The organism is Clostridium sp. LIBA-8841 (assembly GCF_057782475.1).
This window is the reverse complement of the sequence record NZ_CM173488.1, coordinates 2,310,795-2,333,846: the sequence shown is the minus strand read 5'-3', so window position 1 is coordinate 2,333,846 and position 23,052 is coordinate 2,310,795. Positions and strand designations below refer to the sequence as shown.

Sequence of the window (23,052 nt, the reverse complement as noted above, 5' to 3'; positions counted from 1 at the left end):
GGCAATTAAGATGAAAAATAAATATATGGTAGTCATATCTTTAGATGCAGTATCTTCAAAGGATATTGAAATAATGAAGGATTTACCTAACATATCTAAATTGATAAAAAATGGTGCGCTTATAAAGAATGTAGAGACAATATATCCATCTTTAACATATCCAGCACATGTATCTATTATAACAGGAAGATATCCAGTTAATCATGGCATAACTAACAATACTGTATTGAAGTTTAAGGACAAAAATCCAAATTGGAATTGGTATGGAAATAAAATAAAGGGAGAAACTTTATTTGAATTAGCTAAAAAGAATGGACTTACAACAGCTTCAGTAGTTTGGCCAGTAACTGGAAAAATGAAAATAGATTATAACATGCCTGAGATATTTGAAACTAAACCTTGGCATAATCAAATAATTATGTCAGCTTTAGCTGGAAGTAAAGCATATCAATTTACAATGAATAAAAAGTTTGGTTCTCTTAGAAAAGGAACTAAAGAACCTTATTTAGATAATTTTGTTACAGAATGCGCTAAAGAAACAATAAAGAAATACAAGCCAAATTTAACAATGATTCATTTAATAGATGTAGACTCTCATAGACATGATTATGGTTATGGAAGTTTAGAAGCAATAGATGCTTTAAAGAGACATGACATTAGAGTTGGAGAGATAATAGAGTGTTTAAAGGAAGCTGGCATATATGAAGATACAACTCTAATATTATTAGGAGATCATAGTGCTATAGATACTAATAAAGTAATACGCCTTAATAGTGCTTTTAAGAAGGCAGATTTAATCGAGTTTAAAAACGGAAATCTTAAAGAAATTAAAGCTATTTCTAGAGAATGTGGAGGATCAGCATATATTTATTTAAATGATAAGAATAGTAATGAAGAAAATAAAAAGTGTCTAAAAGTTTTAGAGGAACTTAAGGAGACAGGTGCTTTAGAATTTATATTAAATAGAGAAGAAACTATTAAGGCTGGAGCAAATGACCAGTGTGATTTTATGGTAGAAGCTAGTAGAGGATATTATTTCTCTAATGAATATGAGGGAATTGTTGTTGAAGATACTAAGAATATACACAATAAACATACCTATAAAGCGGTTCATGGATATTCACCTAAGAAAAAGAATTATGAAACTTTCTTCTTAGCCTTTGGAAGAGGAGTAAAATCAGGGGTAGTTTTAGAGAAAGGTAAGTTAATAAATCATGGTCCTACCTTAGGGAAAATATTGGGTTTTGACTTTAAAAATGCAGATGGAGTAATTGAAGAAAGAATATTGGATATTTAAGAATTTTTTTTTATAACTTGGAGAAAATAATTAATTAAATAAAATTGTTGAAATTGTCGCAAAATTATGATATTTTAAAATAGTAGAAAAATTATTGCCAAAAATTATTTCATAATGTAGATATGTAGTTAATTAAAAGAACGCTTATAATAGCGTTTTTTTTATTTTAAAGAAAAATAAGGATTTTTATAATAAAAATTAAATTAATTTACAAAGATAAGTATAGAATTTAGTACATATATAATATTTTACGGAACTTTTGCTTTAGTATTTTAAATATATTAAACGAATAAATTGATAATAAACTATTAATTTGATTAACAAAAATGATATAATTGTTTTTGGTAAAAATTATTATTAATATTAGGAGGACAAAACATGAAAATACTAAAGTGGTTTTTAATATTTATTCCTATAAGTATTATAGGAGAGTTTATGCACTTTTCACCAACACTTATGTTTATATTATCTGCTTTAGCAATAGTCCCTTTAGCAGGACTTATGGGAGAGGCTACTGAGGAGATATCATTTTATACAGGCCCTAAATTAGGAGGTTTTTTAAATGCTACTTTTGGAAATGCTACAGAGCTTATAATATCATTTTTTGCTTTAAAGGATGGATTATTCGATGTTGTTAAGGCTTCTATTGCAGGATCTGTAATAGGGAACATATTATTAGTATTAGGTGCTAGTATGTTAGCAGGAGGATTAAAGTATAAAACTCAAAGTTTTAATAAAAAAGTAATGGAGACTAGTTCAAGTATGCTATTATTTGCTGTTATTGGATTAACTATTCCTGCTATATTTATGCACACAATAAAACCAGAATTTTTAAACACAAAATATGAAAGCATAAGTGTAATAGTTGCTGTAGTAATGTTTGCTATATACATATTAAGTTTAATATTCTCATTTTTCACTCATAAAGATATTTATGCTGTAGAGCAGGATGAGGAAGAAGGGGAAGCTAAATGGTCATTAAAAAAAGCCATAACAGTACTTATTGTAGCTACAGTAATAATAGCTATAGAAAGTGAATTTTTAGTAGGAGCAGTAGAGCCAATGACAGAAAGTCTTGGATTAAGCGAACTTTTTGTAGGTATAATTTTAATACCTATAATAGGAAATGCTGCTGAACATAGTACAGCAATTATAATGGCAATGAAAAATAAAATGGATGTTGCAGTTGAAATAGCTATAGGTTCAAGTTTACAAGTTATTTTATTTGTAGCTCCAGTATTAATATTTTTAAGTCTTATATTTAAACCTATGAGCATAATATTTAATGCTTTTGAATTAGTTGCATTAATCGTTTCTGTATTTATAGCTAATAGAGTTGTCAGTGATGGAGAATCTAACTGGCTTGAAGGTGTTCAACTCTTAGCAGTTTATTTAATAATAGCAGCTATGTTTATGATTGTTTAAATTAAAAGGATAATTATATAAAATGAGTTACTTTTAGGCTATGTTTAAAAAGGATGACTTTATATATTATAGTCTAATTTTAAGAGAGAAGATGTTGTATTAAAAGTTATTTCGATACAACATCTTCTTCATTTTAATAAAATTATAAAAATAAATTTTTAAGATTTTCTATAAGAAGCTTATTATCTTCAGGTTTTAATACGCACACTCTAAAGAAATATTCGTTTAATCCTTCAAAAGAAGAACAGTTTCTTATTATTAACCCTTTTTCTAAAAGCTTATTGTAAAGCTCTGTGGCAGTAAGCTTTTTAGAAGTAATTTTGCAAAGAATAAAATTACTGTAGCTTTCATAAACTTTTAAATCTTCTATGGAACTTAGTTCTTTAAATAGGAAGTCTCTCTCTTCTTTTAACTTAGAAGTATTTGAAGTTATGTATTCCTTATCTTTAAACATAATTTCTCCCATTGTTGTGGCAAAAATATTTATATTCCATAAATCAAGCTTTTCAAGCATTTCTTCTTTTATTTTTTTATTAGAAATAAGTCCATAGCCCAATCTTATTCCAGGTGTTGAGAAAAACTTAGAAGTCCCTCTAATTACAAAAAGATTAGAAAAGTTATCTACAAGAGGAGTAGAAGAATATATTTCAGGTTCTGTAAACTCAACATATGTTTCATCTACCATAAATATAGTAGAAGTATTTTTTAGTAAAGAAGAAATTTCATCTTTTGAAAAAGCAAAACCTGTAGGATTATTAGGGTTACAGATTATAACTAAGTCATAATTTGAAGAATTTATAGAATTTATTAATTTATGTACATCTATTTTAAAGTCGTCTTCTTCTTTTGAGAAAAACTTAACTATTTCACAATTTATTTTTTCAAGTTCACTTTCATATTCTGAATAGGAAGGGGAGAGTAACAATGCTTTTTTAGGATTAATAATGCTTATAAAAGAAGAGATTAATTCTGTAGCACCACTTCCCACTATAATATTTTCTTTTTTACAATTACAGTATTCTGAAATAGCTTCTTTTAAAGCCGTATATTTAGGATCAGGGTACATAGAAACCATATCAATGTTTTCTAGAATAGCATTTTTAGCTTTTTTAGATGCGCCAAAGGGATTTATATTTGAACTAAAGTCTTTAATATCTGTTTTATTTAAGCCTAACTTACTTGATAAATCAAATAAATTAGCTCCATGATTAATACTCATAAGTAGTACCTCCTAAGTTGATTTAACTTTTTATTTTATAATTATAGTATAATTCTTTAAGAAAAAAATAAAAAGGTCTAGATTTTTATAAAAATCTAGACCTTTTTTATTTTAAGCTGCATATTTGCTTGTTATGCTTTTAGATTGTATGGCTTTAATAAGTCTATTAATAGGTAGAACGCTTAATATTACTATACAGATTAAACCATCAATACCTATTAAAGAACCATTTATTAAAAATGAATATAGAATTGGAGACATTCCTTCAGGAGCAAATGTTCCAAAGAAAACAACTCCAGAAATAAAGTGTGCTACAAATTTTAGGAATATTGCAACTGTGGCTCCAAAAATTCTATGATTTTTAAAGAATCCTGCTACTCCTAAAGCCATATATGGTAAAGGATAATCAAATAACACTTGAACAGGATGAAGTATATATGGATCTATGAATAAGGAAATTATACCGAATAAAAATCCAGTAAGCATTCCAACTAATGGACCATAAGCATAAGCAATAAGTATTATAGGAATCATACTACCTAATGTAATTCCTCCGCCTTGAGGAAATTTATATATCTTTAGCATGTTTAATACAGCTGTAAGAGCTAAAGCAATCCCTATAGTTGTAAGCATTTTAGCATCAAATTTTATATCTTTAGCTTTTATAAGTAAAACTAATATTATTAGGAATCCAATTAAAGTGAGTATTGTTAGTGGATTAGTTAAAATCTCCTTTAAATTTCCTCCTAAATTAATTGATGAAAAACTTTGTATAAAGTCATTTATTATTTGTGAAAATGACATCATAGTTTAAACCCCTCCTTAAACTTTAAGTGTGCTTAGAGAGTCTAAAGAATGTAAATAAAAAAACCGAATCTAAACATAGATCCGGTTTAAATACAGCCCTAAACGCTTCCCTACGCTGGAATTAACCAGATCAGGTGTTGAGGGTTAATGATAATTATCATCTCTCAGCCTAAAGGCACCCCTAGCACATGAAAATAATTCTAAGTTTATTTTATACGCTAATTATTCTTAGGTCAAGAAATATTAAAAAGTAAACAAAAAGTTTACCTTAGGTTAAGAAATATTAAAAAGCAAACAAAAAATTTACTTTGGAATTCTTATGAATAAATTATTCACATTAAAGGTTTCTGTTGAATCATCATTTTTACTTAAAAGATCTTCATTAAGATTTCTGTTTGGTGAATAACCTCTACCGAAAGAACCTAGTCTCAGACTATTTACGGTTCCAACTACATCTAAAATACCATACCCTAGATTTCGGTTAGGATATATATCATTTGGTCTTTTTCTAGCTCCTCTAATTAAATAAGTTTGAAGTTTTGGAGCGTACATTGTTGGGTTATTACCATCTACAATACTCCATTGAAGGAGGATAGCACAGCATCCAGCAGTAACAGCAGCAGCTACACTTCCACCAGAGACTAGAGAAGCTCCACCACCAGGCTTTGTTGCTATGGCATTAATTCCACCAGCTGCTATAATAGGTTGAATTATATCATTTCTTGTAAAGCCTTGGCCAGAACTAGATACTAAAGCATTATTATTTTGGTCATAATAGGCCGTACAGATTATATTTGTACATGTTCCAGGTTCTGTTAAGGTAGTTTCCTTAGTTGGTGCTAAAAACTTAGTGTCTGGAGCTAACAATTCTCTTTGAAGTAACCAAGCATTGTATTTGCCATAAACTATATATTCGCCAGTAAGAGTAAATTTCCAAATACCTTCTGCTATATTATCTGCACGGATTAAGATGGATTCATCTCCTGTAAATTCATCAGGAGAATCATAAGCTACTTCCATTGAAGTTCCTTCATATATAAATTTAATTTTATAAAATAATCCAAATAAACCTAATTTGGTATCAAATACCGTTATGTTTTTTATTGATTCTCCAGAAGGTGAAGTTATGCTTAAAGTGAATTTATCGGGTTTTTTACCATAAATTTGTAAAACTAGTCCTTTTTGCTCTTTTCCAACGCTTATTTCAATTACGCTATCAAGGCCAGTACCAGGAATTATATTAGAGGTATGAGTATCTGTGTTTCCTTGATTACCACTTGAGCTAACTACTATTATGCCTCTTTTAGTAGAAATTCTATTTATATATCTTTCTAAATTGCTTTCACCGGAATGGGGTCCTAGATTTCCTCCTAACCCTATATATATCACTATTGGTTTTTGAAGCTTTATAGATTTTTCATATAAATATTTTACAGCCAATATAATATCGGTATTACTATACATTGGTATATCGTTTTGAGGAAAAAATAAGTTGGCATAATTTTTAGAGGCTTGTTCTAATTTAACTATAATGAAATCGCAATTAGGTGCAGCACCTATAAAATCTCTATTGCGACCTCTTCCACCAGCTATGGATGCCATTTTTGTGCCATGACCAATTTCATCTCTTGAGGGAACTATTGTATATGGGTCTCCTCCTTCTTTAAAGAGAGTTATAGCTCTATTTATATCTTCTTTTGAATATTCACTACCATGAAGCATATTATCTGGAACTTTTCCAGTATCAATTGTTTGGTCCCATAAATAAAGAATTCTAGTAGTATCATCTTCCAGAAGAAATTCATTATTTAAGTAATCAATTCCAGTATCAACCATTCCTATGATTACATCAGTTCCAGTTAGTGTTAAATAAGGATTTCTGTGAAAAGTTATTGCAGAAGAAGCCTCAACTGGGGACGTGTTCTCTAAAGTATAAAGTGTTCCTAATTCTGCAAGAATAAAAGGTTGAATTTTTTTTAATAAGTTTTCTAAATCACTTTCTTTTAAAGAGAGTATTGCAATTTTTTCATCTATAATATAAATACTTGCGTTGGGGATGTTTTCTATTTCGGATTGAATATCACCAAAATATTCTACAAGCAAATTTATGAAATCTGGATTATTATAAAAGCTTTGTTTCATAAAGACTCCTAATTTATATTAATAATATTTATATTATTCTATAGCTGTCTTTAAGTTCTATTGTTTTTTAAAAGAAAAACTTAACCTATTCCACCGTATATTACTCCAAGTATTATTACTAGTATAGTAACTAAAATAAATATATATTTACCTAATGGAATGAACCAACTTCCAAGAGGTTTATGTGCTCCTTTATTGATTTCTAATAATACACTTTTGCCCCCAATAATATAATAGAATACAACAGCTACTAATAAAGCACAAAGAGGAGAAATTATTATTGTAATAAGGTTTGAAAAGCTATCAAACATACTCATATTTAAAGATAGAGGTATTCCACATAGGAAACAAAGTACTGAAATTATAATTGAAGTTTTTACCCTTTTTGATTTAAAGTGTGCCATGAAAGCTTCAACAGGACCTTCTAACATATTTACAGAGGATGAAATAGCTGCAAATATTACACTAAGGAAAAATAATGTGCTTATTAATGAGCCAAAATTCATACCTTGAAATACCTTTGGTAGAGTTATAAATAATAAAGATGGACCTGATGATGGATTTAATCCATATGCAAATACTGCTGGCATAATCATAAAGGATGCTAAAAGAGCAGCCAAAGTATCAAATATAGCAGTTTGGATTGCAGATGATGGAATATCAAATTTATCGTTTATGTAACTACCATAAACGACCATACCACATCCATTAAGTGAAACTGTGAAAAAGGCTTGTCCAAGAGCCATTACCCAAGTATCTATTTTAAATAAGTTTTCCCATCTTGGAACTAATAAATATTTAACGCCTTCAAAAGAACCTGGCAATGTTAAAGATCTTATGGTTAAAATTATAAAAATTAAAAGAAGTAGTGGCATAATTATTTTATTTAATTTTTCTATACCACGGCCTACTCCTAAGGAAACTATTATTAAAGTTAAAATTATAGCTAAAGCAAACCAAAATATTGTACTAGGTGTTCCAGCAAAGTTACTAAAGTAAGTAGTAGTATCAATATTATTAATAGAGCCAGTTAAACTTAAGAAAAAGTATTTAAGAATCCAACCTATAACTATAGAGTAAAATATAAAAACTCCAATCAATCCTATAGGTGGGAGCATTCCAAAGAATTTTCCTCCCTTTAATGATTTACTTTTAAAAGATTCAACTATACCAGTGTATGAACCAGCTTTAAACTTTCTACCAAATGCAAATTCTGTCATAAGACCTGTAGTTCCAAGTATAAAAACAAATAAGAAGTATGGAATTAAAAAGGCAGCACCTCCATATTGCCCTAGTCTGTAAGAAAATAGCCATATGTTACCGAGACCAAGTGCAGCACCAACACAGGATATTACAAATCCAAACTTTCCAGTAAAATTTTCACGTTCTTTCATTTTGAATACCTCCTAAATTTTTATATATAAATATAAAAAAATAGGTCATATAGCTAAACTATATGACCTATGGTATCAAAACACTTTTATAAGGTCATATAGTCTTACCTATGTGACCTATCTTTATTAACGAAAACTAAGCCATCATAGATACAATCCAAAATTTTCTTTGGAGTTTGTATCTATGACCACATATATTCAATCATAAATACAAACTATCTATAATAGCAATAATAAAAGTTATTTAGTTTTGCTTTTATTAAGTTTGTAATATTCATAACAATTTCTCCTAAAAATAAATTTAAACTGATTATATAACTAAAAAAAATAAAATGCAAGGAATTTTATTTTTAAATATCATAAACAATATTTAATTTTAGTTTTTCTGCTAGTTCATAAGCCTCTTCCATAATACTGTCCCAAAGTTCTTTAGGACTATGACAATCAGAGTTGATTAAGGTTTTAACTTTTTTTGAAGAAACCTTATTCCAAAACTTTTCATAAGGGTAAGGGTATCTTTTCCCATCACAATATTTTTTTAAACCCCTTCTAAGACCATTTGCATTAAATTCTAATATAAAATCGTATTCTTTTGCTGTATTTATAATTAAATCGCAGGCTTTATCACAATTTTCATCCCAAGGAAAATCATTTATAAACATTAAATCAGGGTGAGCTACGAAGGAAAAATATCCACTTTTTATACCAAGACAAATACTTTCAGCATATTCTAAATAATCCTTTGTGCTTTGTAGAGAATATGTATTTTTTAACTCACCATTACTATTTAAAAATAAGTGTTGTCCTAAGGCTAAATAGTCGAATTTTAACTCGTTTTTCAAATAATTATAGTAAAAATCATCAGAAAATAAATATTCTATCTCTAAACCTATTTTAATATCAATAGAATCTTGAAATTTTTCTTTAAGACTTTCTAAAGTAGATTGATATTCTTCAAGTTCATTGAAATTCATTCTAAGTCCAAATCTATTATCAGGGTAGGGACCATGATCACTAAATCCTAAAATACTTAGATTATTTTTTATAGCAGCATTAACATAATCAGCATCTTCTCCATTAGCATGTTTACATCTTTTTGTATGTGTATGAAAGTTAATTTTTTTTAACATAAATTCCACTTCCTCTCTTTAAATAAAGTATATCAAAAAATCAAATAAAAGATAAATTTTAATAAATTTTAAACAGAAAAATGTTAACAAAAAATTCTTTGACTTTTTCTTTTGAATAAAATAAAATTATTCCACGGTGAGTAAGTGGCCGTGTTTAGAAGAGATTATTTATTAAAGGAAATTTAATGAAGTAAAGTTATTTAATTATTAATATTTAAAGGAGATATGAACATGAGGTAAAAGTTTGATTTGATTTTTGGATAAAACATTATTTTAAATTAAATTATTAGAAGAGGTAAAAAAAGGAATGAAAATAAGATTAATAGAAGAACATGAATTAAACAAAGTTAAAGGTATTTATGATAATGTTGTAAAAGAAATGAATTCAAGAGGGCTATATAATTGGAATGAAAAATATCCCAATACTGAAATCATATTTAAAGATATTTCTAATAAACATCTTTATGGATTAGAATCGTCAGGAGAAATTGTAGCTGTTGCTACTATAAATGACCAAGCTTATGATATTTATAATGATATTGCATGGAAAGTAGATGGTCCATTTTTATCATTTCATAGAATAGCTGTTTGTCCATATCATAGAGGAAAAGGTTATGGAAGAAAAATAATAAATTTTGTAGAAGAAATGGCAAAAGAAAAAAAGTATAACTCTATAAGGATTAGTGCTTATCATAAAAATGAAAATGCAGTTAATCTTTATAAGAATTTAGGATATGTCCATGTAGGTGATATGATGTCCATGAGAGACATAGTGGAACCTTTCTTATGTCTTGAAAAAGCAATAATGTGATTATGATATGAACCAATTTATAGTTTTAAATAGACTATGAATTGGTTTTTTTTATTGTTAAATTTACATTAAGGTTATGTTAATTAAGAATATTGGGTTTTTCTTATGAATAAACATATATTGAATGCTATGAAAAAAATGGGGTAATAGATAAAAATATGCATTTATTACTCTATATATGTTGAAAGAAGGAGGGGAGAGGAGTAGCATCTTTAGTTTATTTTAAGGGGGATTTATATGAAAAAGAATTATAAGCTTTTAATAACCAAAGCATTATCTTTAAGTATGATAGGGAGTCTATTTACTGCTTATCCAGCTTTAGCTAAGGAAATTAAAGCACAAGCAGATGACTTGATAATATCAGAATATTTACATGGGCCATCTAATTCAAAGGCTATTGAAATTTATAACGGTACAGGAGAAGGGGTAAATCTTTCTAATTATGATTTAGCTATATATTCAAATGGAAAATATGATGGAAGTCCAGTTTCTCAAAGTTTAGAGGATAAGGTTATAGAAAATGGAGAAACCTTTGTACTTTATAACAATCAAGGAAAAGATGAAAATTTTAATACAGTTATAGAAGGCCTAGAAAATAAATTAGGAGTAGGAAGCCAACCAGTAGGGTTTAATGGAGATGATGTCTTACTACTTAGAAAAAACACTGGAAATGGATATGAAATAATAGATTCCTTTGGAGCAAAGACTGAAAAGGGGAATAATTTTTATAGCAGTAAAACTATAAGTGCTAGAAGAAAAGCTGAAATAAAAAATGGCGAAAAGAACATAGATAATACACCTTTTGATATAAACATACAGTGGGATGTAAATTTAGAAAATTTATATGATGATTTAGGAAAACATGATGTTTCATGGAGTGAGGGAGAAAATCCTTCAGAAAAAGTTATTAAGGTAAAAGAAGCAAGGGAAAAGACCTTGGGAGAAGAAGTTACTATAAGAGGAATAGTGACTTTTAACGATAGAAATAAAACTCTTCATATACAGGATGAAACAGGAGCGATTGCAGTTTCAAACTTTGAATCAGGAGTTGATTTATCATCTATTGTTAATGGTGATAAGATTGAAATAAGTGGTACTTTAGATGATTTTAATGCATTACTTCAAGTACAAGCTACTAAAATAAAGGTTTTAGAAAATATAGGAATGCCAAATCCTAAGGTAGTTACTATAAAGGAATTAAAAGAGGAGAATTTTGATTCTCATTATATTGAAATAAAAAATGCAGTGGTGGACTTAGAAGCTAAAACATTAACTCAAGGAGAGGATGTTTTAGATATTTACTTTATCCCTTCTGGTTTAGATGTTAAAACTGGAGACTTAGTAGATGTAAAGGGAGTAGTTGGTAGATTTAAGGAGACTGTTCAGCTTTATGGTGCTTCAGCAGAGTTCATAAAAATAGTTGAGGATAATGAAAGTCCTATAATAGCACATGAAAAGATTGAAAAAGCTAATATAAATGAGGATTTAAATATTGAAGCTAGAGTAAGTGATAATAATAAAGTAACAGAGGTATCTATTAGTTTTAAAGGAACAGAAGAAAATGAATTTAAAAAATTAATAGCCACAGAAGTAGATGGAATATTTAAGTCTACAATACTTAAGGAAGAGCTAAGAGCTTCTGGAATAGAATATTATATTGAAGCTAGTGATGGTAAGAATGTTTCAAGAGTACCTGAAAATGGATCATATTACGTTGAAATAGTAGACGAAGATTTAAGTGGACCAGAGGTTAAAAATGTTCTGCCAAAAGAAAATTCAAGTGTTGGAGAAAATAGAAGACCTATTATAAGTGGAGAGTTTATTGATAATTCAGGAATAAACTTAGAAAGTATAACTATTAAATTAAACAATAAAGACATAACAGCAAAGGCAGAGATAACAGAAGAAGGCTTCTCATATGAAGTGAAGGAAGATTTAGAAGATGGTGAACATAGAGTAGAAGTTAGTTTAAGGGATTCTTTAGGAAATAATGCTAGTAAGGAATGGAAGTTTAGAGTTGGAAAGATAAATCATTATTATGGTCAACTACATTCACACACTAATATTTCAGATGGAACTGGAAGCTTAGATGATGCTTACAAGTGGGCGAGAGATGAAGGAAATGCCGATTATTTTGCTGTAACGGACCACTCAAACTGGTTTGATAATGATACTGCAGCTAGTATAAATGATGGATCTATGAGTAAGGCTTGGTCTAATGCTCAAAATATATCTAATAAATACAATAAAGATGGCGATTTTGTTGCTATGTATGGTTATGAAATGACTTGGTCAGGATCTACTGGAGGATGGGGACATATAAACACCTTCAATACTCCAGGTTTTGAAACAAGAAAAAATAGCAAGATGGATCTAAAAACTTATTATGATACAATTTCACAAGTACCAGAGTCAGTTTCTCAATTAAATCACCCTGGAAAAACTTTTGGTGACTTTGCAGACTTTGGTTTTTATAGTGAAAGTACAGATAAAGTTGTTAATTTAATAGAAGTTGGAAATGGAGAAGGACCTGTAAGAGGTAGTGGATATTTCCCAAGCTATGAATACTACACAAGGGCTTTAGATAAGGGATGGCATGTTGCACCTACTAATAACCAAGATAACCATAAGGGAAAGTGGCTTACAGCTAATGATGCTAGAACAATAGTATTAGCAGAAGAGAAATCAAGAGATGCTTTATATGAAGCTATGAGTAAAAAGCAAGTTTACTCTTCAGAAGATAAAAACATGACTATTGATTATGCTGTTAACAATCAAATCATGGGAAGTAATTTAGGAGAAGTAGAGAACTTAGAGTTTAATATTTCAATAAATGATCAAGATAAAAATGATACTATAAAAAAAGTTTCAATTATAGCTAATGGTGGGGTTGAAGTTATTTCAAAGGAATTTAATAGCAATGAGGTTTCTTGGAATTTTGAGCTTAAACCAGAGTATAGCTATTATTATGTGAAAGTTATACAAGAAGACAAAGACATTGCAGTAACAGCGCCTGTATGGATTGGGGAAAATGTAAATGTAGGATTAAATGAATTAAAAGTTGATAAAGAAATGCTTCTAGTAGGGGATGAAGCTAAGTTCTCAGTAGAAGTTTACAATAATAGTTTAGAGTCATTAAATAATATAAAAGTTGAATTCTTCAATGGAGAAATTTCAGAGGAAAATAAAATTGGAGAAGAAAATATAGAGATTTTAGATAGCAATAGTGTAAAAGAAAGCACTTTAACATGGAAACCAGAAAGAGCAGGAGAATTTACTATTTATGCAAGAGCTACAATTTCAATAAATGGAACAGATAAGGTCTTTACTAAGAGTTCTAAGTTAGAAGTTGTAAATGAAGGTGATGTCTACAAGGTAATGATAGATGGAGCTCATGCTAACCAATATGTAACAGGAAACTATGCTGGCAAAATAGATGCCTTTGAGAAGTTATTAACAGATAATGATTGTATTCCTATAATAAACAAAGAAGAAATAACAGAGGAATCATTAAAAAATGTTGATTTATTAGTTATAACAGACCCCCAAGGAACTGATGAACCTGATTATGATGTATATAAGAGCAATTTTACACCTTCAGAAATTGATGCTATAGGAAAATACATGGCTAATGGTGGAAATATAATAATTACTTCAAGAGCAGACTATAAAGATGGAATTGGAGATTATAGTAACTCAGCTCAATTAAATCCTATTTTAGAAAAGATAAATTCAGAGCTAAGAGTAAATGATGACCAAGTTGCAGATTATGAGGTCAATGAGGGACAACAATTTAGACTTATGTTAAATAAGTATTCTTCTCCTAATTTCAATCTTGTTGAAGGCTTAGGTGAAGAGGATAAATTCAGTTTCTATAGTGGAGCATCGGTAATATTAAAAGATGGAGCTAAGGGAGAAAATGTTGATTTCTTAGTAAATGGTAATGAAACTACAGGAGCAGATGATTCAGATAAACAGGGTGATAATGTTCCAGTAGAAAAAGGGGAAGTTAATGTCTTAGCAGTAGAAGAATTATCTAATGGAGGAAAAGTTGCTGTAGGTGGAAGTACTTTCTTCTCAAACTTTGAAATAGATGGAACTAATGCTGAAAGTAAAAGTAATAAGTCAATAACAGAAAATATTATAAATTGGATGTTACCTGAAAAAGAAGCAGAAAAGCTTACTATTAAGGAATTTAGAGAAGATAAGGATGGAGATGGAGTTCCAGATAGATTAGGTGAAGAATATGTTTTAGAGGGAACTGTAACTGCTCAATCAGAAGCTATAGAACCTAAAAATGCTTTCTTTGAGGTTATTTATATTCAAGATGAAACTGGTGGAATAAATGTTTTTGGCGTTTCCAATACTCCTGTAAAAGTTGGACAAAAAGTAAGGGTTAAAGGAAGAGTAGAAGCATACCAAGGTGAATTTGAGATACAAATAAGTGATGAAGATGCAGATTTAGAGATAATTGATGAAAATATAAATGAAGTTATGCCTAAAGAAATGAGTACTGGAGATAGTATGCGTCATGAAAATGAAGGATGGCTAACTAAAGTAACTGGAAAAGTTGTTGATATGAATGAGAGTAACCTTTACTTAGATGATGGTTCAGGAGTTTCAAGAGTATATGTTGAAGGATATATATGGGATGGAATAAATGAAGATATGAAAGGTAAGTGGGATCCAAGAATAAAGGTTGGAGATACTGTTTCAGCAATAGGACTTAGCTCAGAAGATCCAGAAGGAAATAGATTAAGGGTAAGAAATACTGGCGAAATAGTTCTTCAAGAAGAAGAAAACATTGGAACTATAAATACTGAGGTTTTAGGAGATAAAAATGAAATAAAGGAAAATGAAAAGGTAAGTTTAGTAGCTAAGATAGAAAATACTACTAATAAAGCTTTAGAAAATATAACTGCTAAAATCTTTGCTAATAATGGAAAAGAGGAAATTTTATTAAGAGAAGAGAATTTTACTTCTTTAGGAATTAATGAAATTAAGGAAGTAACTTTTGATTATTCTTTTGAAAATCAAGGAAAATATGATATAAGCATAAAGCTTTTTGATTCAGAAGGGGATGAAATAGAGACTAACAATAAAAATTTCCTATTATTAGTTTTAGAAGAGGACAGTGATGAAAATCCAGGAAATGGTGAAAATCCAGGAGATGATGGAGATGACTCAGATAATGGATCAGGTGGAGAAGATAAACCAGATACAGATGATCCAGACACAGAAAAGCCAGATGAATTACCTAACACAGGAAATAGAATGAATTCTAATATCCTTGTGATATTTGGAGTTTTATATTTAGCTGTAGGTTTCTTCATTATTTCTAAAAAGAAAAGAGTAAGATAATAGTTTGTAAATTTTAGGGCTGGCCTTTTTTAGGCCAGCTTCAATAATAATTAATTGGGGTAGTGGGAGAAGTATTATGAAAAATAGTAAAAAAAGCATTATTTTTTTAGTGAGTATAGTTTTATTATCTTTTTTTATTGTAGGAATTTCAAAGTTCATATTTGATAGTGGCTTTATTAATGATAGGTTGAATAAGAATGTTCAATATTATGAGGGAAAAGTAAAGAGAATAACTAAGGAAATGTTAGAAGGAGATAAATACATAGAAGGTATAGAGCTAGGATATCAAAATATAGTAATAGAAATTTTAGAAGGACCTGAAAAAGGAAAGGAATATGAAATTGTAAATAATATTAGTAGAGTTTATAATATGCCGGTTAAAGAAGATACTAAGGTGATATTAGGTTTTTTCTATGAAGGAGAGGAAATAAAAGATATAGCTGTCTATAGCTATAAAAGAAGTAACATAATATTTTTATTAGGCTTATTATTTGTAATAGTAATAATAGGAGTAGGAGGATTTAAGGGAGTAAAATCCTTAGTTTCTTTATTTTTTACCTGTGTTTGTATAATATTCTTAATGATTCCTTTAATGCTAAGGGGAGTAAATCCTATAGCAGCTGCAATTTTTTCATCTTTTATAAGTATTGTTGTTACATTGACTTTAGTTTCGGGAGTGAATAAAAAGACCTTTACAGCTATTTTAGGAACTTTAATTGGAATTATTATATCAGGGGGAATAGCAATAAGTTTTGGAAATATTGCTAAATTATCAGGTATTAGTATGGCAGAAGCCGAGAGTATGATGTATATAGCAGAAAATACATCTTTAAATATTCATGGAATAATGTTTGCAGCTATTTTAATAGCTTCCTTAGGCGCTGTTATGGATGTGGCAATGTCAATTTCATCCTCAATTTTTGAGATAAATCAGGTGAATAGTGGTCTAACTAAAAAAGGTTTGTTTAAAAGTGGAATGAATATAGGAAAAGACATAATAGGAACTATGGCTAATACATTAATTTTAGCTTTTGCTGGAGGTTCTCTAAACACAATAATAATGCTTTATGCTTCCAATATGAGTAAAAATCAAATGTTAAACTTAGATGTATTGTGTATAGAGATTATACAAGGGCTTTCAGGAAGTATAGGAATTATACTTACTGTACCAATAACAGCCTTTATAGCAAGCTATCTTTGTAATTTAAATTTAAAAAAAAGTGTTAAAAGTCTTTCATAATACTACCATAATATGATAGTATAAAATTCCAAGTATTATTAATTAAGAATTTACTTAAGACTAATAAGGAGGACTAGAATGAGCAAACAAAAGAAAGAGTTTTTAATAATTGGAATTGGCTTAATAGGATTATCCCTATTTTTACATTATGTACATTATCTTGTCTTTCAAGATTTACATCATACATTAATATTTCTTTTTGCTGATATAGCTTTCATACCTATGGAAGTGTTCTTTACTACTTTGGTAATTGATAAATTACTTGAAAAGAGAGAAAAAGAGCATTTAAAGGACAAACTAAGCATGCTTATAGGTGTTTTCTTCAGCGAATTAGGAACCGATATTTTAGATACATTTGTTCATACAGATAATAATACAGAGCTTATTGCAAAGGAAGCCATAGTTACTAAGGAATGGGATAAGAATGACTTTAAAAATTTAGAAAAAGTAGTTAATGAATATGAGTATAAAGTAGATATTGAAAAAATAGATTTAATAGCTTTGGAAAAGAAGTTAAATACTCAAAAGGATTTAGTTATTAATTTAATAACTAACCCGATGTTAATAGAACACGAGGAGTTTTCGGAAATGCTCATGTCAATACTTCATTTAAGAGAAGAATTAAGCAGTAGATGTTCCCATAATTTAGAAGCTTATGAAGTTCAACATTTAGAATTAGATATAAATGTTGCTTATAGATATTTAGCTTTTGAATGGGTTCAGTATATGAAACAGTTAAAAGCAAATTATCCCCAATTATTCCTAAAAGCATTAATTAATAATCCTTTTGATAAAAGATCATTAAAAGAAAAAGAATGTAATTATTTATAAAATAAATAGTACAGTGTAACATTTAAGTTACTACTGTACTATTTTTTCATTTGAAAAAGTACTAATTTTAGATATATAATTCTTTACATTTTCTAAAACCTCATCTTCACCAACATACATTATTATATCATTAGCCATTATTTTGAAGTATGGACCAGGTGATAAAAATAATTCACCATTTCTTTTTACACCTATTATTGTTGCTTTAGTATTTTGCCAGAAATTTAAGTCGCCAATACTCTTACCAACTGCAAAACTTTCACTTTCAACTATACTTTCAAAAGGAATAACGGTTCCTACATTCCTAAGTTGAGTAGCAAATTCAATCATATTTTCTATATTTTCTTCAAGCTGCTTGTCCAATTCCATCTTAGCCTTTAATATTTTATAAGTGTCATTACTAAGTGTTGTGAAGTCAGATTGAGTCTTAAACTTACTTAAAAAATCCTTAGCACTTTCTTTACTATTTATTATTATGCCACTCTTTTCATTAACAGACACTACATTCATATCTTTAAGCAAAGCCACTGAACGTCTTATAGTTTCTGGAGAAACCTTATATATGCTAACTAATGTTGTACGACCTGTAATTTTACTTCCTTCTTCAAAATCATTATTTAAAACTCTATTAGCTATATCAATAGCTATTTTTATATAGTTTGGTGTTTTTGTACGTTTAGTCATTATAATATCACACCCCAGAGATTTATATATGTACTTAATTGATTTTATCATTTAGGGTTATAATTGTAAATCATAAAGAAGGCTTTAACTTAAATAAAATTAAGAATTGCAGGGATTAAAAAAATTTAATTAACATATTTTAGGGAAATTATTCATATATATTTAATGTGCTGAATAAATATAGTATGTAATAATACTTTAAAATTTTGGGGGGTGGAATTTTGTTAAAGAATAGGGAGAAAATAAAAAGGCTAATAGCTTGTGGTATAGTAGCTAGTATAGTTTCAGCTAATGGTTTATCTGTTTTTGCAACAGAGGTAAACAAAACAGATAAAGTGAATTTAGCCTTAAATAAGAGAGCTGTAGCTTCCTCAAGAGAGGTTAGTGATAAGTGGGGAGCAGAGCTCATAACAGATGGAATTAAGGATAAATCAAGTGATCCAAATGCTAAACCTGGTAATTCTAGATGGGCTAGTGAAAGAAGTGTACCACAATGGGTATATATAGATTTTGAAGAATCAACTACCTTTGATCAAGTTGATATTCTTTGGGATGGAGCATATTCTAGAAATTATAAGTTAGAAGTTTCAGATGATGCAGAAACTTGGAGAGAAGTTTATACAACTAGTGATGGAAAAGGAAATCAAGAATCTATAAATCTTGAGGAGGATGTAACTGCTAATTATTTAAGAGTTAGTTGTGAGGATACAGCACATGAGTGGGGAAATGTATCAATATATGAAGTCGAAGTTTATGATAATGAAGGTGAAACAGCACCACCTGAAACAGAAACAGGAGTTAATATTGCTTTAAATAAGACTGCTACGGCATCTGCATCAGAGACTAATGCTCTTACTCCTGACAAGGTTGTAGATGGGGATACATCTTCAAAAACTTCCAGATGGTCAAGTGGAGCATTCTCAAATGGAGCTAAGCAATGGATAACTATTGACTTAGAAAAAGAGAGCACTTTTGATAAGGTGAGATTATTCTGGGAAGCTGCTAATGCAAAGGTTTACGAGGTTCAAACTTCTAATGACAATGAAAATTGGACAACTATTCATAGAAATGAAGCTGGAAAAGGTGGAGTTGAAACCATAGAACTTTCTGAAAAACAAAATGCTAGATATGTAAGGGTATTTTGTGAAAAAAATAATCCAGAGGTATGGAGCTCTGTATCATTATATGAAGTAGAGATATATAATGGAGAAATACCATCATCAAGTAATATTGATGAAGTTGTAAGTTCTATAGAGGTTCCTACTATAAATAAGGGAGATTCTGAACTTCAAATGCCAGAGGTGCCACAAGGCTATGAGATATCATTTATTGGAGCTGATTATAGTCAAATCATAAATGATGATATGACAATAAATGAACCTTTAGTGGATACTACTGTAATTGTAGACTTTGAAATTAAAAAGGGGAATGAAAAAAGAGAGACAGCTGGTATAGAAATAAATGTACCAGGTAAATATTCAGGATCTTTAGGAAGCAATAGTAAGCCAGAAGTTGTTCCTACTTTAAGAGAGTGGGTTGGAACAGATGGAAATTTTACCATAACTGATTCTTCAAGAATAGTTATTGATCCTTCTTATGAAAATGAATTAAGTAAAACTTCAAGTGAATTTAAAGCTGACTATGAGGAGATAGTTAAGAAACCTATTGAAATTGTTTATTCAAACTCACCTAAAAAAGGAGATTTTTATTTTACTTTAGATTGTGAAGATAAGAGTATAGGAGAAGAAGGATACTATATGTATGTAGCTGATTACTTAAAGGTTGAAGCTACTCATGATACAGGTGCTTTCTATTCGACTAGATCAATACTACAAATATTAAAGCAAAATGGTGATAATATCCCAATGGGTATAGTTAGAGATTTCCCAAGGTATGAAAATAGAGGATTTATGCTTGATGTAGGAAGAAAATTCTTCACCATGGATTATCTAGAACAATTTATGGAAGCTATGTCATGGTATAAGATGAATAATTTCCAAGTTCACTTAAGTGATAATTATATTTGGACTACTGAGGAGAATTGGGAAACTGCTTATGCTGCCTTTAGATTAGAAAATGATACTTATCCTGGATTAACAGCAACAGATGGTAGCTATACTAAGGATGAATTTAGAGATTTTATAGAAATGTCTGATGATCATGGAGTAGAGATAATTCCAGAAATAGATGTTCCTGCACATTCTCTAGCATTTACTCGTTATAATCCATCTTTAGCTTTAGGTACTGGAGGAGATGCCACTTATTTAGATGTAGGTAATCCAGAGGTTTATGATTTTGTAGATGGTTTGTTTGATGAGTATTTAGGAGGGGAAGATCCAGTATTTAGTGATCAAGATTTCCATATTGGAACAGATGAATATAAAGGTGCTCCTGAGAAAAAAGAGGAATTTAGAGCATTTACAGATAGATATCTTAAAAAGGTAAGAGATGAATATGGAAGAAGACCAAGATTATGGGGAAGTTTAGATGTTTTCCCAGGAGAAACACCTGTAACTAGTGATGGAGCTCTTATGAATATTTGGTATAGAGGATATGCTGATGCTAGAAATATGATAAATCAAGGTTATGATATTTTAAATACACAGGATGCAGATCTTTATATAGTTCCAGAGGCAGGATATTATAATAACTATCTTAACACAAAATTTTTATATAATGAGTGGGAGCCAAGAAGGTTTGCTTCAAATTATAAACTTCCAGCAGGTCATCCTCAATTAAAAGGCGGAATGTTTGCTGTATGGAATGATATGATAGATGAAAAAGCAAATGGAATATCTGAGAGAGATATTTATGATAGATCATTCCAAGCAGCCCAAGTGTTATCAGAAAAAATGTGGGCAGCACCTGATAGTGAGACTAGCTTTGATGAATTTAAAGAAAGAGTTGATAAGGTAAGTGATGTTCCAGGTTCTAACTTAACTTATGATGTAGAATCTAAAACTGAAACAGTAATTGATTATGACTTTGAAGGAGATATATCAGAAAATATTACAGACAACTCTGGAAATGAATATGATGCTACAGGAAGAAATGTAGAATCTGTAGAAGGTAAAGAGGGAAAAGGAATTAAATTAAATGGAGGAGAAAGTTATATTGATACTCCAGTAGATAACAAAGGGTTAGATTATACAGTTTCTATGTGGGTTAAGAAGGATGCTAATGGAGACTATAGTGAACAAATATTATCAGAATCTAATACAGGATTATTAAAAGCTTGTCAAAAAGAAACTGGTAATGTTGGTTTCTCAAGAGAAGGTTATGACTATTCATTTAATTATAAATTACCTGAAGGTGAATGGGTTGAATTAACCTTTGTAGGTAAATTAAATCAGACATCTCTTTATGTAAATGGTGAGCTTACTGATGTTATTAAGAAGAGTAATGGAGGTAAAGTAGGAACATTTATATTACCATTAGATAGAATAGGAAGTTCAACTAATTCCTTTAAAGGAAGTATAGATGAAATAACTGTTAAAGATGGAGCTGTAAAAATTACAGATCCTACAGTTATTCCTCAAGAGCAAATGAAGGCTACTGCAAGTAGTGAGCATCCTAATATAGGAACAGAGGGACTTGCTGAGTTTGCTATAGATGGAGATGAAAGTACTATTTGGCACACAAAATGGAGCCCAGTAGATAAATTACCTCAACACATTACTTTAGATTTAGGTGGAAGTTATGATATAAATAAATTCACATATATGCCTAGACAAAATGGTTTAAATGGAAGTATAAGTGAGTATGAATTACAAGTAAGTACAGATGGAGAGAATTTCACTAAGGTAGCAGAGGGAAATTGGACAGCAGATAATAGTACAAAAGTATTAAATTTTGATGCTGTTAATGCAACTCATGTAAGATTAGTAGCTAAGGCCGGTCATGGTGGATTTGCTTCAGCAGCTGAGTTAAATGTTCATAAGTCTTTAGAGGTTCCAGAAGAAATTGTTGGAGAAAGTTTCTTAACACTACCTGAAAGTGTTAAAGTAAATGAAAATTTCGATATTTTCTTAGGTGCTAATGAAATAAAAGAAGATTTATCAGCTTATGCAGCAGAATTTACTTTGAAATATAATCAAGAAATATTTGATTTAGTTGAAGTTACAAATGGAATAGAGGGAGTTTTTGTCAATCATAAAGAAATAGAACCAGGTGTAGTTAAAATAGTAGCTGCTAGTTTAGGAAAACCTATAGAAAATGCTACTAATTTAATAAAAGCAACACTTACTCCTAAGAGTGAATCAGAAAAAGAGACTTTTGAGATAATCTCAGCAAACTTAGGTGATGGAGAAAGTGGAAATGTTCATGAATTAGGACTAACAAGTGGAGAAGTAGAAGTAAGTAAGGGAAGTGTAGATATAATCATTAATCCAGTAAGAAACTTTGTTGCTTCAGAGGTTAATAAAAAAGATGTAACTGTAACTTGGGAGGCTCCAGAAACAACTGAAGGCTTAGAAGGATACATTCTTTATAAGGATGGTAAGAAGGTTGGAGAAGTTGGTGCTGATGAAACTACTTATCAATTTAAAGGATTAAGTAGACATACAATTTACAACTTTAAAATAGCAGCTAAGTATTCAAATGGAGAGATTTCTAGCAAAGAGTCAATAACTTTAAGAACAGCAAGATAATTAATATGAAAATAAGAAAAAGACTAGAATTATTGAATTCTAGTCTTTTTTGAATTTATATA

General features: G+C 29.6%; 13 protein-coding genes and 1 riboswitch. Of the genes, 7 read left to right on the top strand and 6 right to left on the bottom strand.

Going from position 1 to position 23,052, the window contains the following annotated elements:
• The first annotated feature begins 10 nt into the window (after positions 1–10).
• Together AC2A4K_RS10075 and cax are read left to right on the top strand one after the other, a co-directional pair.
• Positions 11–1,297, top strand: a complete 1,287-nt coding sequence (locus AC2A4K_RS10075; RefSeq protein WP_322502359.1) for an alkaline phosphatase family protein — start codon at positions 11–13, stop codon at positions 1,295–1,297.
• Between the two features lie 378 nt (positions 1,298–1,675).
• A complete protein-coding gene (gene cax / locus AC2A4K_RS10070) occupies positions 1,676–2,722 on the top strand; it encodes a calcium/proton exchanger (protein ID WP_322502358.1) in 1,047 nt (348 codons plus the stop codon).
• Positions 2,723–2,864: 142 nt separating this feature from the next.
• Here cax and AC2A4K_RS10065 read toward each other — a convergent pair whose 3' ends face one another.
• The 5 genes from AC2A4K_RS10065 to AC2A4K_RS10045 all read right to left on the bottom strand — a co-directional run bounded on the left by AC2A4K_RS10065 (position 2,865) and on the right by AC2A4K_RS10045 (position 9,414).
• Positions 2,865–3,941: a pyridoxal phosphate-dependent aminotransferase gene (locus tag AC2A4K_RS10065; RefSeq protein WP_322502357.1), complete on the bottom strand. Its 1,077-nt coding sequence runs from the start codon at positions 3,939–3,941 to the stop codon at positions 2,865–2,867.
• 111 nt (positions 3,942–4,052) lie between these two features.
• Positions 4,053–4,748, bottom strand: coding sequence for an energy-coupled thiamine transporter ThiT (gene thiT / locus AC2A4K_RS10060; protein WP_322502356.1), 696 nt, complete (start codon positions 4,746–4,748; stop codon positions 4,053–4,055).
• A gap of 90 nt (positions 4,749–4,838) precedes the next feature.
• A riboswitch (TPP riboswitch) is annotated at positions 4,839–4,941 on the bottom strand.
• Positions 4,942–5,051: 110 nt separating this feature from the next.
• On the bottom strand, positions 5,052–6,890 hold the full coding sequence (locus tag AC2A4K_RS10055; protein ID WP_322502355.1) for a S8 family peptidase: 1,839 nt from the start codon (positions 6,888–6,890) through the stop codon (positions 5,052–5,054).
• Positions 6,891–6,970: 80 nt separating this feature from the next.
• Positions 6,971–8,284 (bottom strand): sodium-dependent transporter, encoded by a 1,314-nt coding sequence (locus AC2A4K_RS10050; protein WP_322502354.1) that lies wholly within the window; start codon positions 8,282–8,284, stop codon positions 6,971–6,973.
• A 350-nt stretch (positions 8,285–8,634) separates the two neighbouring features.
• Positions 8,635–9,414: a histidinol-phosphatase gene (locus tag AC2A4K_RS10045; protein WP_322502353.1), complete on the bottom strand. Its 780-nt coding sequence runs from the start codon at positions 9,412–9,414 to the stop codon at positions 8,635–8,637.
• Between the two features lie 307 nt (positions 9,415–9,721).
• On the opposite strand from AC2A4K_RS10045, the gene AC2A4K_RS10040 reads away from it, so the two are divergent.
• The 4 genes from AC2A4K_RS10040 to AC2A4K_RS10025 all read left to right on the top strand — a co-directional run bounded on the left by AC2A4K_RS10040 (position 9,722) and on the right by AC2A4K_RS10025 (position 17,657).
• Positions 9,722–10,225 carry a GNAT family N-acetyltransferase gene (locus tag AC2A4K_RS10040; RefSeq protein WP_322502352.1) on the top strand — a complete coding sequence of 168 codons (504 nt, stop codon included), beginning with the start codon at positions 9,722–9,724 and terminating at the stop codon, positions 10,223–10,225.
• A 237-nt stretch (positions 10,226–10,462) separates the two neighbouring features.
• Positions 10,463–15,586, top strand: coding sequence for a CehA/McbA family metallohydrolase (locus AC2A4K_RS10035; protein ID WP_322502351.1), 5,124 nt, complete (start codon positions 10,463–10,465; stop codon positions 15,584–15,586).
• Positions 15,587–15,662: 76 nt separating this feature from the next.
• A complete protein-coding gene (locus tag AC2A4K_RS10030) occupies positions 15,663–16,826 on the top strand; it encodes a YibE/F family protein (protein WP_322502350.1) in 1,164 nt (387 codons plus the stop codon).
• A 78-nt stretch (positions 16,827–16,904) separates the two neighbouring features.
• Positions 16,905–17,657, top strand: coding sequence for a hypothetical protein (locus AC2A4K_RS10025; RefSeq protein WP_322502349.1), 753 nt, complete (start codon positions 16,905–16,907; stop codon positions 17,655–17,657).
• Between the two features lie 30 nt (positions 17,658–17,687).
• Here the strand turns inward: AC2A4K_RS10025 and AC2A4K_RS10020 are convergent, their stop codons facing one another.
• Complete coding sequence (locus AC2A4K_RS10020) at positions 17,688–18,341, bottom strand: GntR family transcriptional regulator (RefSeq protein ID WP_322502348.1); 654 nt, start codon at positions 18,339–18,341, stop codon at positions 17,688–17,690.
• 221 nt (positions 18,342–18,562) lie between these two features.
• Here AC2A4K_RS10020 and AC2A4K_RS10015 point away from each other — a divergent pair, with 221 nt between their 5' ends.
• Positions 18,563–22,990, top strand: a complete 4,428-nt coding sequence (locus AC2A4K_RS10015) for a discoidin domain-containing protein (RefSeq protein WP_322502347.1) — start codon at positions 18,563–18,565, stop codon at positions 22,988–22,990.
• Positions 22,991–23,052: the final 62 nt, after the last annotated feature.

Coding starts and splice junctions, on each gene's coding strand:
- AC2A4K_RS10075 (WP_322502359.1), top strand. CDS start 11: ATGAAAAATAAATATATGGTAGTCATATCTTTAGATGCAGTATCTTCA.
- cax (WP_322502358.1), top strand. CDS start 1,676: ATGAAAATACTAAAGTGGTTTTTAATATTTATTCCTATAAGTATTATA.
- AC2A4K_RS10065 (WP_322502357.1), bottom strand. CDS start 3,941: ATGAGTATTAATCATGGAGCTAATTTATTTGATTTATCAAGTAAGTTA.
- thiT (WP_322502356.1), bottom strand. CDS start 4,748: ATGATGTCATTTTCACAAATAATAAATGACTTTATACAAAGTTTTTCA.
- AC2A4K_RS10055 (WP_322502355.1), bottom strand. CDS start 6,890: ATGAAACAAAGCTTTTATAATAATCCAGATTTCATAAATTTGCTTGTA.
- AC2A4K_RS10050 (WP_322502354.1), bottom strand. CDS start 8,284: ATGAAAGAACGTGAAAATTTTACTGGAAAGTTTGGATTTGTAATATCC.
- AC2A4K_RS10045 (WP_322502353.1), bottom strand. CDS start 9,414: ATGTTAAAAAAAATTAACTTTCATACACATACAAAAAGATGTAAACAT.
- AC2A4K_RS10040 (WP_322502352.1), top strand. CDS start 9,722: ATGAAAATAAGATTAATAGAAGAACATGAATTAAACAAAGTTAAAGGT.
- AC2A4K_RS10035 (WP_322502351.1), top strand. CDS start 10,463: ATGAAAAAGAATTATAAGCTTTTAATAACCAAAGCATTATCTTTAAGT.
- AC2A4K_RS10030 (WP_322502350.1), top strand. CDS start 15,663: ATGAAAAATAGTAAAAAAAGCATTATTTTTTTAGTGAGTATAGTTTTA.
- AC2A4K_RS10025 (WP_322502349.1), top strand. CDS start 16,905: ATGAGCAAACAAAAGAAAGAGTTTTTAATAATTGGAATTGGCTTAATA.
- AC2A4K_RS10020 (WP_322502348.1), bottom strand. CDS start 18,341: ATGACTAAACGTACAAAAACACCAAACTATATAAAAATAGCTATTGAT.